General features: G+C 67.2%; 14 protein-coding genes. 8 read left to right on the forward strand and 6 right to left on the reverse strand.

Annotated elements, in window-relative coordinates; genetic code table 11:
• The first annotated feature begins 25 nt into the window (after positions 1-25).
• Positions 26-403 (forward strand): hypothetical protein, encoded by a 378-nt coding sequence (locus tag AC0VYB_RS06580; RefSeq protein ID WP_101624913.1) that lies wholly within the window; start codon positions 26-28, stop codon positions 401-403.
• A gap of 60 nt (positions 404-463) precedes the next feature.
• Here the strand turns inward: AC0VYB_RS06580 and AC0VYB_RS06585 are convergent, their stop codons facing one another.
• Positions 464-733 (reverse strand): DUF3263 domain-containing protein, encoded by a 270-nt coding sequence (locus AC0VYB_RS06585; protein WP_095375740.1) that lies wholly within the window; start codon positions 731-733, stop codon positions 464-466.
• A gap of 158 nt (positions 734-891) precedes the next feature.
• Complete coding sequence (locus AC0VYB_RS06590) at positions 892-2,037, reverse strand: glycerol dehydrogenase (RefSeq protein WP_009374936.1); 1,146 nt, start codon at positions 2,035-2,037, stop codon at positions 892-894.
• Positions 2,038-2,417: 380 nt separating this feature from the next.
• Here AC0VYB_RS06590 and AC0VYB_RS06595 point away from each other — a divergent pair, with 380 nt between their 5' ends.
• Positions 2,418-3,593, forward strand: coding sequence for a low temperature requirement protein A (locus AC0VYB_RS06595; RefSeq protein WP_040341108.1), 1,176 nt, complete (start codon positions 2,418-2,420; stop codon positions 3,591-3,593).
• Between the two features lie 93 nt (positions 3,594-3,686).
• On the opposite strand, the gene hchA is transcribed toward AC0VYB_RS06595, so the two are convergent.
• Positions 3,687-4,565 (reverse strand): glyoxalase III HchA, encoded by an 879-nt coding sequence (gene hchA, locus AC0VYB_RS06600; RefSeq protein WP_063251003.1) that lies wholly within the window; start codon positions 4,563-4,565, stop codon positions 3,687-3,689.
• A 162-nt stretch (positions 4,566-4,727) separates the two neighbouring features.
• On the opposite strand from hchA, the gene AC0VYB_RS06605 reads away from it, so the two are divergent.
• The 3 genes from AC0VYB_RS06605 (at position 4,728) to AC0VYB_RS06615 (ending at position 7,919) form a co-directional block, all read left to right on the forward strand.
• On the forward strand, positions 4,728-5,276 hold the full coding sequence (locus AC0VYB_RS06605) for a GNAT family N-acetyltransferase (protein WP_475385101.1): 549 nt from the start codon (positions 4,728-4,730) through the stop codon (positions 5,274-5,276).
• 253 nt (positions 5,277-5,529) lie between these two features.
• On the forward strand, positions 5,530-7,437 hold the full coding sequence (locus tag AC0VYB_RS06610) for a potassium transporter Kup (protein WP_313451168.1): 1,908 nt from the start codon (positions 5,530-5,532) through the stop codon (positions 7,435-7,437).
• Positions 7,438-7,520: 83 nt separating this feature from the next.
• The gene (locus AC0VYB_RS06615; protein WP_063251000.1) at positions 7,521-7,919 is read left to right on the forward strand and encodes a DoxX family protein; all 399 of its coding nucleotides are present in this window, start codon (positions 7,521-7,523) and stop codon (positions 7,917-7,919) included.
• Between the two features lie 33 nt (positions 7,920-7,952).
• On the opposite strand, the gene AC0VYB_RS06620 is transcribed toward AC0VYB_RS06615, so the two are convergent.
• The gene (locus AC0VYB_RS06620; RefSeq protein ID WP_101624921.1) at positions 7,953-8,447 is read right to left on the reverse strand and encodes a mycothiol transferase; all 495 of its coding nucleotides are present in this window, start codon (positions 8,445-8,447) and stop codon (positions 7,953-7,955) included.
• A 184-nt stretch (positions 8,448-8,631) separates the two neighbouring features.
• Here AC0VYB_RS06620 and AC0VYB_RS06625 point away from each other — a divergent pair, with 184 nt between their 5' ends.
• On the forward strand, positions 8,632-9,318 hold the full coding sequence (locus AC0VYB_RS06625) for an SDR family oxidoreductase (protein ID WP_131248605.1): 687 nt from the start codon (positions 8,632-8,634) through the stop codon (positions 9,316-9,318).
• On the opposite strand, the gene AC0VYB_RS06630 is transcribed toward AC0VYB_RS06625, so the two are convergent.
• Positions 9,311-9,952, reverse strand: a complete 642-nt coding sequence (locus AC0VYB_RS06630) for a dihydrofolate reductase family protein (protein ID WP_101624923.1) — start codon at positions 9,950-9,952, stop codon at positions 9,311-9,313. The two genes, AC0VYB_RS06625 and AC0VYB_RS06630, sit on opposite strands and share 8 nt — an antisense overlap.
• A gap of 85 nt (positions 9,953-10,037) precedes the next feature.
• Here AC0VYB_RS06630 and AC0VYB_RS06635 point away from each other — a divergent pair, with 85 nt between their 5' ends.
• The gene (locus tag AC0VYB_RS06635; RefSeq protein ID WP_101624924.1) at positions 10,038-10,526 is read left to right on the forward strand and encodes a winged helix-turn-helix transcriptional regulator; all 489 of its coding nucleotides are present in this window, start codon (positions 10,038-10,040) and stop codon (positions 10,524-10,526) included.
• 9 nt (positions 10,527-10,535) lie between these two features.
• Here AC0VYB_RS06635 and AC0VYB_RS06640 read toward each other — a convergent pair whose 3' ends face one another.
• Positions 10,536-11,444: a carbohydrate kinase family protein gene (locus AC0VYB_RS06640; RefSeq protein WP_101624925.1), complete on the reverse strand. Its 909-nt coding sequence runs from the start codon at positions 11,442-11,444 to the stop codon at positions 10,536-10,538.
• 226 nt (positions 11,445-11,670) lie between these two features.
• Between AC0VYB_RS06640 and AC0VYB_RS06645 the strand changes: the two genes are divergently transcribed.
• The gene (locus AC0VYB_RS06645) at positions 11,671-12,444 is read left to right on the forward strand and encodes a DUF2695 domain-containing protein (RefSeq protein WP_009374995.1); all 774 of its coding nucleotides are present in this window, start codon (positions 11,671-11,673) and stop codon (positions 12,442-12,444) included.
• Positions 12,445-12,479: the final 35 nt, after the last annotated feature.

Below are 12,479 nucleotides of genomic sequence, written 5' to 3' on the forward strand. Positions count from 1 at the left end.
ATCCACCACCCGCAAGGAGCCTCTCATGTCCGACAGCGCGACCGCACTCATCCGTGCCCTCACTGACAACTTGCAGCAGGCGCCCGAGGAGTGGACGTCGCTGTCAATGGTCCTCGGCTTCGACGACGAGAAGGTCAACAGCGCCCTCGGATTCGTCTTCGATGCGGAGGGCATCGACACCGGGGTGACCGCATCACCGTATGAGCTCAGGTCGGCAGTCAAGGAGTTCACCGACGACAGGTATCGGGCGGGGGAGGCGCTGCCCGTCGGTCTGCTCCTGCAGTTCGACCGTGAATCGGGCAGGTTTGAGGTGACGTTCGAAGACACCGACCGTGACCGATGGAAGGTCATACCGGCCAACTTCGACTCGATCGCCGACGATCTCCGGCCGACGTTCGACTGATCCGCTGATGGGGCCGACGGGTCGGGCCCTCGGGCGATCCGGCTGCAGGCGGGGCCCCGGCTACGGCAGGAACGACCTCCACCGGCGCTTCTGCCGCTCGAACGCGAACCGCTCCGCCCGGAGGCGCCGGATCCGATCGACGACGGCAGGGGCGTAGCAGTACGCGGCGTCCGTGTCGGCGAGTCCCTCGAGCACCGCAGGGTAACGCTCGACAGGAAGGTCGATGTGCTGGCACAGTCTCAGGCGTGCCGCCGTCGACGGCTGCGAGCGCTCGAAGTCGAGGATCATCCGATCGTGCGCGGAGAGTTCGTTGACAGTGCCGGGTACCACGCGCCCCAGTCTCGCAGGACCGGTGGCTGGGCCGCCAACCCTGCAGGCCAAGGGCCCGACGCCGCATCAGCTACGACCCCGGGCCCGACCAACCAGCCCTGACCGACCGGACCCCGCCGACCGGCCGAACCACCCAGCCGGCCAACCGCCTCAGCCCCTCAGTGCCCCTTCGCCTCGTACTTCTTCGGCTCGGGCAGTCCGCGCTCGGCACGGACCCTGCGCGACACGGCTTCCACCGCGCGCAACGCATCGACGACCATCTCCGGGGTCACCGGGAACGGCATGTTGTGGATCGTCTCCTCGGGCACCGTCGCGGCCTTCGCCACCGCCTGCAGCTCCTTCTCGTCATCGGGGGAGAGCCCCACCTCGGTGAGGGTGTTGGGCAGACCGACACGGGTCGTGAACTCGATGAAGTCCTCGATCTCGTCGCTGTCGGCGCCTTCCATGATCAGCTGCGCGAGGGTGCCGACGTTGACCTTCTGCCCGTGCGCGAGGCCATGCGTCTGCGGAACCGCGGTGAGCCCGTCGTGGATCGCATGCGCCGCAGCGAGCCCACCGGCCTCGAAGCCGAGACCCGAGAGCAGGGTGTTGGCTTCGACGACGGCTTCGAGCGCCGGCGTCACGGTCTTCGCATCGACCGCGTCGAGGGCGGCAAAGGCGTTCTCGTGGAGGATCTCCCAGCTCAGGTGGGCCAGCGCTGTCCCGGCCTGGGTCGGCCGTCCGCCGGACATCGTCTCGCCGGTTCCGCGTGCCGTCGCCCTCGCCTCGACCCACGTGGCCAGCGCATCGCCGATGCCGGCGACGAGGAAGTTCACCGGGGCGTTGGCGACGAGCTGGGTGTCGATGAGGACGAGGTCGGGATTCTTGTGGAAGAACCGGTACTCGAGGAACTCGCCGTCCGCGGTGTAGACGACCGACAGGCCGGACGTCGGTGCGTCCGAGGAAGCGGCCGTGGGAATCGATGCCCATTTGATGCCGGCCTTGTGCCCGGCCGCTTTGGCCGAGTCGATCGCCGACCCTCCGCCGAGTCCGACGATGACGTCATGGCCGCCCGACTCGATCGTCGAGACGAGGCCGTCGATGGTCTCCGGGGTCGCGAATCCGCTGAACGATTCGCGGACGACATCGAGTCCCGCCTCGGCGAAGCTCGATTCGATCGTCCCATCGACGAGTCCCCACACCGTGTCATCGGCGATGAGCAGCGGCTTCGTGCCCAGCGGTTCGAGGTAGGTGGGAAGTTCGGCGAGGGCGTTCTTGCCCTGGACGTAACGTGATGGGCTGGAGAATGCGTACTGGGTCGACATGGCTCGGATCCTTCCGTCGTCTGACCGACCGGCGGGAACGGCGACCAGAGCAAGGTGTCTGCTCACCGACACCGGCATCGGTCGCTCCGTTCCCGGAGCGCACCGCCAGTCTATTACGAGTTCAAAGGGCAACTCCAATTGGCAGGGATGCTTCCCGCGCGCCCCTCGCCGAGGCGGCAGTCGACCTTCCCTGCCACAGCGAGCGTACCGTGGGCGGGAAGACTGCGGAGACCTCACCCTACAGCCTCGACCCCGACCGCTGGTGGGATCGCCCAATATATCGATATTCGGCGATACTGTAACAAAACTAACCCCGTGGGGTTATGATCGTCGCCACGACCGCCACCCCGCCTCCGCCGACGCGCTCCCGCCTTATTCCGATGCGTCCGCGCGACCCCAACGAACCCCACCGCTCCGCCTCGACGCTCGAGCTGTTCTTCGACCTCGTCTTCGTCGTCGCCGTCTCCATCGCCTCCGTCCAGTTGGCCGAACAGCTCACCGAGGGGCACATCGGCGACGGCATCACCAGCTACCTCATCATCTTCTTCGGCATCTGGTGGGCATGGATGAACTTCACGTGGTTCGCGACGTCCTTCGATACCGACGACTGGCTCTACCGTCTGCTCACGGTCGTGCAGATGGGCGGCGTGCTCGTCATCGCCTCAGGTATCCGGCCGGTGTTCGAAGAGCGCGACTTCACGCTGGTCATCATCGGCTACGTCGTCATGCGCCTGGCCCTCGTCGCGCAGTGGGTCCGTGCGGCGGGCACGGCGCATTCGTCGCGTTCGGCCTGCTGGATCTACGCCGTGGGAGTGAGCATCGTTCAGCTCCTGTGGCTCTCGACCCTGCTGCTGCCGGAAGGAGGTTTCTCCTTTGCTCTGCCCGTGCTCATCCTCGCCGAGGTGGCCGTCCCCATCATCGCCGAACGCACCGGGAACACGCCGTGGAACCCTCACCACATCACGGAACGGTACGGCCTCTTCACGCTCATCCTCCTCGGCGAGAGCCTCCTTGCCTCGTCGAACGCCATCATCGAAGCCATCCACGACGCCGACACCCTCGCACCCCTCATCTCCATCGCCGTGCTCACCCTGGTCGCCACAGCGGCCCTCTGGTGGATCTACTTCTGGCCACCGCACCACGATGTCATCGGTGGGTTGGCGAGCTCACTCGCCTACGGCTACGGGCACTATTTCATCTTCGCAGCCGCGGGAGCCTTCTCCGCTGGCATCGAAGTCGAGATCGCCGTGATCACCAGTGAGAGCGAACTCCAGCAGCCGTATGCGTCGTTCGCCTACACGATCCCCATCGCCGTCTTCATCCTCGGCATCTGGGTGCTCGCGATCCGGCCCAACGCGGACCGGATCGTCAACATTGCGGTGCCGCTGGGCGGCATCCTCGTGCTCATCGACCCGCTCCTGCCCGTGCCGTTCGTACTCAGCGCGGTCATCCTCGTCGGCATCGTTGTCGTCCTCGTGTGGCGCCCGCCGCTCGGGGACAAGAAGAGCGACGGTAATGAGCAGCTCGCGGAGAATGCCGGGCCGACCCCGTCCTGACCGCGGCAACCCGGCCCGAACCCTCTGACGGCCCGGACCAGCATCTTGTGCCGATCCGGGCCGGTGCCGATCACAGAGTGAACCGCCGCGCCCTCAGCTCCCGAACTTCTCGAGCAGCGCCTGCACGGAATCCTTGCCCAACTGGTTGGCCGCGAGCGGGCTGTCGCCGGTGAGGAGGTTCCGGTCGCGGGTCGTCGCGCCCGTCATCTCCGTGTTCTCGACGACGATGCCCGCCTTCTCCAGGGCTTCGCCGAGCGCCCACGGCATCTTCCCCGGCAGGTATCCGATGTCGATGTTCGCGCCCTGATCGAGCGAATCGGGGAACGCGACGATGCGGTACCCGGAGAACGGGTTCTCATCCCGCCCGACTCCGGAGGCGAGGAGTCCTGCCGGTCCGTGGCAGAGGGTGATGATGAGCCGGTCGTTGTCGAGGAAGTAGTCGAGCGCCTCACCGAGGACGGCGCTGTCGGGGATCCCGTTCATCGCCCCGTGGCCGCCGGGGATGAAGATCGCGGCGTAGTCGTCGAGTCCCTGCTCGATGACCTCGGCGAGCCTCTTCGGGTCCTTGAACTGCTCCTTCGTCGCCTCCCACGCTGAGCCCACCGCTTCGTCGTCCTTGGGATAGGCCCACCATTCGAACTTCCCGGGCTCACCGCTGACGGTGGCGATGTCGATGCCGTAGCCCGCCTCGGCGATGTGGTGGAGGGGCAGCAGGGTCTCGACGGGATGGTTGCCGGTGGAGAAGAACGTCTCGTTCTGCATGAGCATGTAGCGTTCGTCGGTCGCGATGACGAGGACCTTCCACCGTCCGCCGGTGTACTTCTCATCCGTGCTCAGCCCGTCGAAGTCGGTGCGGTCCGCCGTGTACTGGGACAGCGAGTACGGGGAGGGGAAGTAGGCGTTGTTCTCCGCCGGGTCCGGTTTCGGCTGGCGGTCGTCGTCGGAGGTAGTGGTCTGCGTCGTCTCGGACATCTCGTTCCTTCCGTCGCCGGTGCCGATGCACCGGACTTCTCGCCGAGGTGGCCCTCGGCCTGATCATGCAAGCGCGCTTGCCGTGGTGGTGCCGCCCAACCTATGCCAGGCGGCGGCAATGCACAAGGGCGGTCGCCTGGCCGCATGTGGCACGATGAGGTCATGCCTGTGCCGACACCGACGTTGGTGACCGAACGCCTGCGCCTGCGCCCCTTCACTCGTGACGATTCCGACGACCTGTTCGCGCTTCAGTCCGATGCGCGGGTCCTCGAATTCTGGGATTCGCCGCCGTGGAGGGACCGGACGATGATCGAGCGGTTCCTGGGCGGATGCCGGACGATGGCCGATGAGGGCACCGGTGGACGTGTGGCCGTCGAGCGTGCCGAGGACTCATCGTTCATCGGCTGGTGCACCTTCAACAACTTCAACCCCGCCTTCCGCAGCGGATCGCTCGGCTCCTGCTTCACCGAGGAGTCCTGGGGGCACGGATACGCGACCGAAGTCGCCAGAGCGGTACTGCGCTGGGCCTTCGAAGCCTTCGACCTCAATCGAGTGCAGGCGGAAGCCGACACCCGCAATGCCGCCTCGGCGCGAGTGCTCGAGAAGCTCGGCTTCCGGAGGGAGGGAACTTTGCGCGAGGACTGCATCGTCGACGGCGTCGTCTCCGACTCGTGGGTGTTCGGTCTGCTCAGGCGGGAGTGGAAGGGATGAGCGAGGACGGCGGTGCTGGGATGAGCGGAGATTTCCATCACGGCGACTGGCAGCGCACACCCTTCGACGGAACACAGGGGCTCTTCGTCATCGAAGCCCGCGCACTATGACGAAGACAGCACAGTCGGGTTGCAGTGCGGGCCCGAATGTGACCAACCATTGAAAACCGCGGGGGAGAGTGCAAGGATCACTCCTCGTGGGAGGCGATTCCGGAGGGGACCCCGCGAGTCCTCGAGCGCAGGCTCTGCCCGATTTGGAGGAGCCGCGTGATCACCCGCGCCACACGACGCCTCTGCCCGCGCTCATGCTCGGCGCGCTCGGCATCGTCTTCGGCGACATCGGCACGTCTCCGCTCTATGCCCTGCAGACGGTCTTCAGCATCCACCACAACGAGGTGGCCCCGACCGAGCAGGACGTCCTCGGCGTCGTCTCCATGGTGTTCTGGTGTCTCACACTCATCGTCACCGTCGCCTACCTCGGCTTCATCCTCCGCGCTGACAACAACGGCGAGGGCGGGATCCTCTCACTGGCCGCGCTCATCAAGCGGAAGCTCGGATCGACGTCGTCGCGGGTCAAGGTCGTCATGGTGCTCGCGATCATCGGTGCCGCACTCTTCTACGGCGACTCCCTCATCACTCCGGCCGTGTCCGTGCTCAGCGCCGTCGAAGGCCTCCATGTCGTCAGCAGCGACCTCGGCCCCTGGGTGGTGCCGATCGCCGTCGTCATCCTCACCAGCCTCTTCGCCGTGCAGCGCTGGGGGACCGGCTCCATCGGGCGAGCCTTCGGACCGATCATGCTCATCTGGTTCCTCGTCCTCGCCCTGCTCGGCACACCGCAGATCTTCGCCAACCCGACGATCCTCCGGGCCCTCTCGCCGACCTATGCCGTTGACTTCGCCGTCGACCGCCCGATCATCGCCTTCATCGCCGCCGGCGCCGTCGTCCTCGCCGTCACCGGTGTCGAAGCGCTCTACGCGGACATGGGGCACTTCGGGCGACGCCCGATCGTCATCGCCTGGCTGAGCATCATCTTCCCCGCGCTCATCCTCAACTACTTCGGGCAGGGGGCGATGATCCTCGCCGACCCCACGACGATCGAGAACCCGTTCTTCCGGCTCGCCCCCGGCTGGGCGCAGATGCCGCTCGTCATCCTCGCCACCGCCGCGACGATCATCGCCTCCCAGGCCGTGATCTCCGGAGCGTTCTCCGTCTCCCGTCAGGCGACACGTCTCTCCCTGCTGCCTCGTCTCAAAGTCATCCAGACCTCCCGGCAGGAGAGCGGCCAGATCTACGTGCCCGCAGTCAACGCCATCCTCTTCCTCGGTGTGCTCGCGCTCGTCCTCGCCTTCCGGTCCTCGCAGGCGCTCGCCTCCGCGTACGGTCTGGCCGTCACGGCGACCCTCCTCCTCGAGCTCTCGCTCTTCCTCCTCCTCGCCCTCGAGGTGTGGAAGTGGAGACTGCCGTGGGTCGTCCTCACGGGCCTGACGATCGGCGGCGTCGAGTTCGCCCTCTTCTCCGCCAACGTCGTCAAGATCGCCGCCGGCGGCTGGCTGCCGCTGGCGATCGCCGCAGTCCTGGTCACGATCATGCTTACGTGGAAGAAGGGCTCGGCGCTGATGTTCGGCCGACGAGCCGAGATGGAAGGCCCGATCGAGGACTTCGTCGACGAGATCGGCCGCGCGCCCGTCCTTCGCGTGCCCGGGGTGGCCGTCTACCCACACGGCAACCCCGGCACCGCCCCGCTGGCGCTGCGCTCCAACGTGGAATGCAACCACGTCCTCCACGAACACGTCGTCATCGTCACGATCAAGAACCTCGGCGTTCCCCACGTCCCACACGATCAGCGGGTCCTCGTCTCGGACCTCGGTCGTTCCGACGACGGGATCGTCCATATCCTCTACAGCATCGGGTTCAACGACTCCCAAGACGTCCCGAGTGCCCTGCGGCAGGCGGTCGGCAGGACACCGGAACTCGACTTCGATCCCAAGTCGGCGATGTACGTCATCTCCGTCTTCCGCATCGAACCCGGCAGCGGCACCGGTATGCCGCGCTGGCAGAAGAGTCTCTTCCGCACGCTTGAGAAGGCCTCGGCCAACCGCACCCAGGTCCTCCACCTGCCCCCGGATCGGACGACGGTGATGGGCGAGACCGCCGAGCTCTGAGGACGCCCGTTCGGCGCCCGAGGGCACGAGTACACTCGGTCGGGTCAGCGCAGGAAGAGTCCAGAGCAGAAAGGCACCTTCCCATGATCGAAGTCCCGGCACTGGTCGTCGGTGTCGTTCTCCTCCTCGTCCGCGCAGTGCTCGCCTTCACCTTCTTCCACGAGTCCCTGCTCAAGCTCAAGGACGTCAGAGCGTTTGCGAAGAACGACGGACTCCCGCTCCCGCTGGCGTGGTTCGTGCCGATGGCCGAATTCGCCGCAGCGCTCTCCTTCGCCACCGGTGTGCTCGCGCAGTGGGCGGGCATCGGCGTCGTCGTCCTCATGCTCATCACCATCACGATGCAGAACTTCCGGTGGCACAGCAGGTACTGGGCCGCCGACAACGGGTGGGAGTACGACCTCTTCCTGCTCACCATGGCTTCGGTCATCGCCGTCTTCGGAGCCGGACCGATCGCGATTCCCACCCTCTTCGGCATGGGCTGAGCCGCCATGGGCTGAGCCGGCAACCGACCGTCGTCAGTGGAGCTGGCCGGCGGCGTACGCCGCCTGACCGATGTGCTGAGCCGCGTCGTCGACGATCGAGACGAGCCGCACCCCGCGCGTCACCGGCGGATTCCAGCTGTCGTCGATGACGGCGTCGAAGTCGTCCGCCGAGAGTCCGTTGGCATAGTCGATGAGTGCACGCAGGGCGGCACTGAGGTAGTCGACGAGCAGACCCTGATCGTTGACGACGATCTCCGCCGCCTGCCCCGGAGTGTGCCCGTAGCCGACCGTGTCACCGATCTTTCCGAGGTCGAATCGGTCGCGGTAGTGCTCCCAGACCTGCGGGTTCCCCGTGAGGTCGGAGAGCTGAGCGTCGACCTCGCGGCCGATGTGCCAGAGCAGCCAGGCGACCGAGTTGGGGTGGGAGCCCGGATGGGCGTTGAGCTCTTCGGGCGTGAGGGTCGGGAGGCCCTTGGCCGCATCGATGGGACGCTGGGCGAAGTCGGCGAACAGCTCGTTGATGGTCATGGTCCCATTGTGCTCTGCCGACACGCGGTTGTCAGGGTCGAATCGCCCCGAACCGGGCGTACGCAGCCGACGGACCATCGGACCGCGCGAGCCACGGACCGGTCCTGCCGCCTCGGCGAGGGAATAAATCAACGCCGCTTGCGGCTGTTGTGGGCATCACCGATCGTCAACGAAGGAGAAGCACATGTCGGATCCAGATCGCGTCGTCATCCTCGGCGGACACGGCAAGGTCGCCCTGCTCGCAGCCCCGAAGCTCACCGCCGCGGGCTTCGCCGTCGACTCCGTCATCCGCAACCCCGATCAGGCCGCCGACGTCGAAGCCGCCGACGCCCATCCGGTCGTCCTCGACATCGAGACCGCTGACGTCGATGCCCTCGCCGAGGTGTTCGCCGGGGCCAAGGCCATCGTCTTCTCCGCGGGCGCCGGGGGAGGAAGCCCCGAACGGACGAAGGCCGTCGACTATGAGGCGGCGAAGCGGGCCGTCGACGCCGCCGAGAAAGCCGGAGTCAAGCGCTTCGTCATGGTCTCCTACGCCACCGTCGGCATCGACCTCGACCGCATCGACCCGTCGAACTCCTTCTACCCCTACGTCGAGGCCAAGCACGGCGCCGACGCGTACCTGCGGGACAGCTCCCTCGACTACACGATCCTCGGTCCCGGCCGGCTCACGCTCGACCCGTCGGCGGGCGAGATCGTGCGCGCCGATGAGCGCGGCGACATCGACGGCCGGGCCCCGGCCGAAGGGCAGGGCGTGACCTCCCGCGAACTCGTCGCCGACGTCATCACCTTCGTCATCGCCGAGGACGCCGCCGTGCGCGAGACGGTGAACTTCTACGACGGATCGGTTCCCGTCGCCGAGGCGCTCAGCTGATCCGATTGCACAGCCGGTGGGTGAGCCCGCTCTCCGTGCTCACCGATTCGAGACTGAACCGGTCGTCCAGCACCTCGGGGTTCTCCCATAACCGCACGCCCGTGCCGAGGACGACCGGCACGGTCACGGTGTGGATGAAGTCGATGAGGTCGGCGTCGAGGAATTCTTTGACCGAGGTCGGACCGCCGCCGAGCCGGACATCGAGTCCCTCGGCGGCGGTCTTCGCCATCTCGAGCGCCTCGGCGGGGGAGGCGTCGACGAAGTGGAATACGGTGCCGTTGGCGAACTCCATCGGCTCCCGGGGGTGATGGGTGAGGATGAAGCAGGGCGTGCGGAAGGGCGGTTGCTCGCCCCACCAGCCGCGCCATCCGTCGTCGGGCCACGGTCCCGTCTGCGGTCCGAACTTCCTCCGGCCCATGATCTCGGCCCCGATGCCCTGACCCCACATGCTGAACAGCGCCCGGTCGACGGTGACCGGCGCGTCGGGTGCGCCCTGGACGCCGTCGATGACTCGCCCGTCGAAGCGGGAGAAGAGCGCCCGGGCCCCGCCGATCGGCTCGTCGAAGGTGACATAATCACCGGCGGCAAAGCCGTCGAGTGAGACGAAGAGATTGTGCACGCGTGTACGGACCATCATTGCTCCTCAAGCGGTTGGCGGGGGTTGTGGGTCCAGCGTAGGATGATGCACTTGCAAAGTGCAATCACCTGAGGGAGGGAAAGTGGCCAGACAACCGCGGTCGGGGTGTGCGATCAATGCCGCCGTCGAGGTGCTCGGCGACGCGTGGAGCCTCATCGTCCTCCGCGACATCGTCTTCGGCGATCGGCGGCACTTCCGCGAGCTGCTCACGCAGAACAATGAGGGCATCGCCTCGAATATCCTCGCCGACCGGCTCCGGCGCCTCGTCGCCGAAGGGCTGCTCACCCGCGGCGATGCTCCTCGCGGGCAGCGCGTCACCTACACCCTCACCGAGGCGGGGATCCAGACCGTGCCCGTCATGGTGGCCCTCGGCGCGTGGGGGATGAGCCACAGGGAGACGAGCCCCGAGCTGACGATCCGCGCGCGCATCCTCGCAGACTCGCCCGACCTCGTCGCCGACCTCATCGACGAGCTGCGCGAGGTCCATCTCGGCACGCCGCGCCCTGATCCGGCGCGGCCGCGTGCCTCCGAGGTCCTCCGGCGTGCCTTCGTGTCCGCTGTGGGGGAGTGAGGCGGAGGCTCAGACCGACTCGCTGCCCCGCCGGTCCTCGACCTCTCGCTTCCACGGCAGGTCCGCGCCCGCACGGCTGACCGTGATCGCGGCAAGCCCCACCGCGTTCTCGCCGAGGCGGGTGAGCTCCTCGCGGTCGAGTTCGGCCGGCGCGCCCGTCGCCCTGCAGAGATCGTGGAGGAGGGAGACCATGAATGTGTCCCCGGCCCCGATCGTGTCGACGACGTCGGCCCGCCGCGCGGGGACGTGCACCGTCGCCGAGGCGGTCGCGAGGATCGCCTCGTCCCCGCCGCGGGTGAGGGCGACGAGTCCCGCCCCGAGGTCGAGGATGTGTGCGATCCTCTCCTCGTGGGTGCGGTCCGGGTAGAGCCATTCGGCGTCGACGTCGCTGAGCTTGACGACATCGACTCTGGCGGCGAGTTCCTCGAATCGGGGCAGGGCCGCTGCCCGGTCGCCGATGATGGAGGGGCGGATGTTCGGGTCGAAGGTGATCAGCGCCGTCTCGTCCCCGCGGTCGTCGAGGAGGCTGTCGATCGTTGCGGCGCCCGGCTGGAGGAAGGCTGCGATCGACCCGATGTGGACGGCGTCCCAGGCCCCGCCGGTGATCGGCGAGGGGTCGGGTGCCCAGCGCAGATGGAAATCGTACTCGGCTGAGCCGTCGGCCGAGAGCACGGCCCGTGCCGTCGACGTCGCCCCGCGTGGAGTGGCGTGGACCGTGACGTTCGAGGCGCGCAGGTGCGCGAGGACGAAGCCGCCGTGGAAGTCGTCCCCGACGTCGGTGAGCAGGGCGACCTCGTCGCCGAGGCGGCCGAGGCCGAGGGCGACGTTCGCCGGCGCCCCTCCCGGGGCGTACCGGTCGGCGGCATCCGGGGTGGTGACGATGTCGATGAGGGCTTCGCCGATGACGAGGATGGTCATCTCCTCAGTGTATGGAGCGGCGGTGGTCGTCGACGCCGGTTCCTCAGATCGCGCGGGGACCGCGCCCGATGCGCTGTCCGGGGCAGCGGCCGGTGCGCTGTCCGGGGCAGCGGCCGGTGCGGGCGGCTCGAGCAATCGCATACGGGGGAAGGAGAATCGGACGCGACTCGAAACTCCCTGTGACCTGAATCTCTCTCATGTCAGTGCCGGATGGCAACGTGAGGTCATGGACAACATCACGGAGAACCCAGAGATCAGGCAACACTACGACGACGATTCAGAGTCTCGGTTCAACCCCCTGCCGGGGGAATGCGTCGTCTGCTTCGTCCATCGACAGCTCGGAGAGTTCGGGTGCGACGATACCCATCGCTTCGCCGAGCGCTTCCGGGAGCAGACGGCACCGAGGGCCACCGCACTGATCCCGCGACTGCGGGGAATGGGAGCAGAGCACTGCGACTGTCAATTGTTCCGCGAAGTCTTCACTTTCGCGCCACGGCCGCTGCTGGCTCGGGGCATCTTCGCCGCGAACATCGGCGGCCGGTTGGATGCCGATGAGCTGACCGACATCGGAGTGTTCGCTGACCCGAGAGGGGATGGACGCGGCATCGGATACAGCCACGTGAAGACGGGCCGAACCGTCGATCAGTTCGTCTGGTCGGACCGGCGTGCGTACATCGACACCGCTGGGTACGACGACGGAGTCGGATTCCCCGGCATGGACGGTGACGCCGGATACGCCGACATCGGCGGTTTCGCGGAGGACGAATACCCGTTCGGGCGTGGACGAGTCGACGCCCCGACACCGGCAGCGATCTATCTCTGCTGCCAATATGTTCGGCGAGGCTCCACCCAGCCGTGCGGAAACTGGCAGCGGGGCAAGCGACCTCCACGCTGGACCACACCGACTGGACCGGGCTGGGGAGCGGAGTCGTGGAACCCCGAGCCTCCGGGATGGTACACGGAGCCACCGGAGGAACCCGGCGTCCGCGCTCCGTTCTGAGAAGCCAGTGCCTTTGAGCGGTCCGGCAGAATGGA

The organism is Brevibacterium sp. Z349TD_9 (assembly GCF_056173565.1).

Excerpts from the sequence above, each read along its gene's own strand:
- AC0VYB_RS06580 (WP_101624913.1), top strand. The coding sequence starts at position 26 with ATGTCCGACAGCGCGACCGCACTCATCCGTGCCCTCACTGACAACTTG.
- AC0VYB_RS06590 (WP_009374936.1), bottom strand. The coding sequence starts at position 2,037 with ATGTCGACCCAGTACGCATTCTCCAGCCCATCACGTTACGTCCAGGGC.
- AC0VYB_RS06595 (WP_040341108.1), top strand. The coding sequence starts at position 2,418 with ATGCGTCCGCGCGACCCCAACGAACCCCACCGCTCCGCCTCGACGCTC.
- hchA (WP_063251003.1), bottom strand. The coding sequence starts at position 4,565 with ATGTCCGAGACGACGCAGACCACTACCTCCGACGACGACCGCCAGCCG.
- AC0VYB_RS06605 (WP_475385101.1), top strand. The coding sequence starts at position 4,728 with ATGCCTGTGCCGACACCGACGTTGGTGACCGAACGCCTGCGCCTGCGC.
- AC0VYB_RS06615 (WP_063251000.1), top strand. The coding sequence starts at position 7,521 with ATGATCGAAGTCCCGGCACTGGTCGTCGGTGTCGTTCTCCTCCTCGTC.
- AC0VYB_RS06620 (WP_101624921.1), bottom strand. The coding sequence starts at position 8,447 with ATGACCATCAACGAGCTGTTCGCCGACTTCGCCCAGCGTCCCATCGAT.
- AC0VYB_RS06625 (WP_131248605.1), top strand. The coding sequence starts at position 8,632 with ATGTCGGATCCAGATCGCGTCGTCATCCTCGGCGGACACGGCAAGGTC.
- AC0VYB_RS06630 (WP_101624923.1), bottom strand. The coding sequence starts at position 9,952 with ATGGTCCGTACACGCGTGCACAATCTCTTCGTCTCACTCGACGGCTTT.
- AC0VYB_RS06640 (WP_101624925.1), bottom strand. The coding sequence starts at position 11,444 with ATGACCATCCTCGTCATCGGCGAAGCCCTCATCGACATCGTCACCACC.
- AC0VYB_RS06645 (WP_009374995.1), top strand. The coding sequence starts at position 11,671 with ATGGACAACATCACGGAGAACCCAGAGATCAGGCAACACTACGACGAC.